The 505-nt window shown below is 61.4% G+C and carries 1 protein-coding gene; it reads right to left on the bottom strand.

Going from position 1 to position 505, the window contains the following annotated elements:
• Positions 1–321 (bottom strand): helix-turn-helix domain-containing protein (locus AX681_RS13140; protein ID WP_231734956.1); only part of this gene is annotated, 321 nt, incomplete at its 3' end.
• Positions 322–505 lie beyond the last annotated feature (184 nt).

The following is a 505-nucleotide window of genomic DNA, read 5'->3' on the forward strand; positions in this document are numbered from 1 at the left end:
CCGCAACCGCGCCTCCGTCCGCTCGACAATCTGATCGACCGCCGCATCACTGCCCAGAAGCTCGGGCGCGATGACCAGCGTCACGCCATCCACGACCGGAACGGGTACGCCTTCGCGGGCGTCGAGAAGCAACCGGATCGCCGCGTTGGGAAAGCCGAGATCCTTGAGGCGCTGGAACCGCCGGATCGCCTTGACATGCGCGTCACCGTAGCGGGCATAGGTCCGCCCGCCATCCGGCGAAGGAACGAAGCCCTCGCCGATCAGGAACCGGATCTGGCGAACCGTCGCGCCTGTCGCGGCGGCCAGGTCATCGAGTTTCATGGGATATCAGCATATCGACCTGTCCGTGGGCGACCCAGGAATTCCAGCATCGCCGTTGCTCCCTTTTAACACATGGTTTGTGAAAAGCAATTCGGTCGGTGACGGTGCGCACGTTCACCCTTGCCATATATCTCGCTTCTTGCGACAATATTCTTGTCAAAAGAGACAGGGGACGAGTCGGATG

The organism is Sphingomonas sp. CCH9-E2 (genome assembly GCF_001557215.1).
In the GTDB taxonomy this organism is placed as follows: Bacteria; Pseudomonadota; Alphaproteobacteria; order Sphingomonadales; family Sphingomonadaceae; genus Sphingomonas.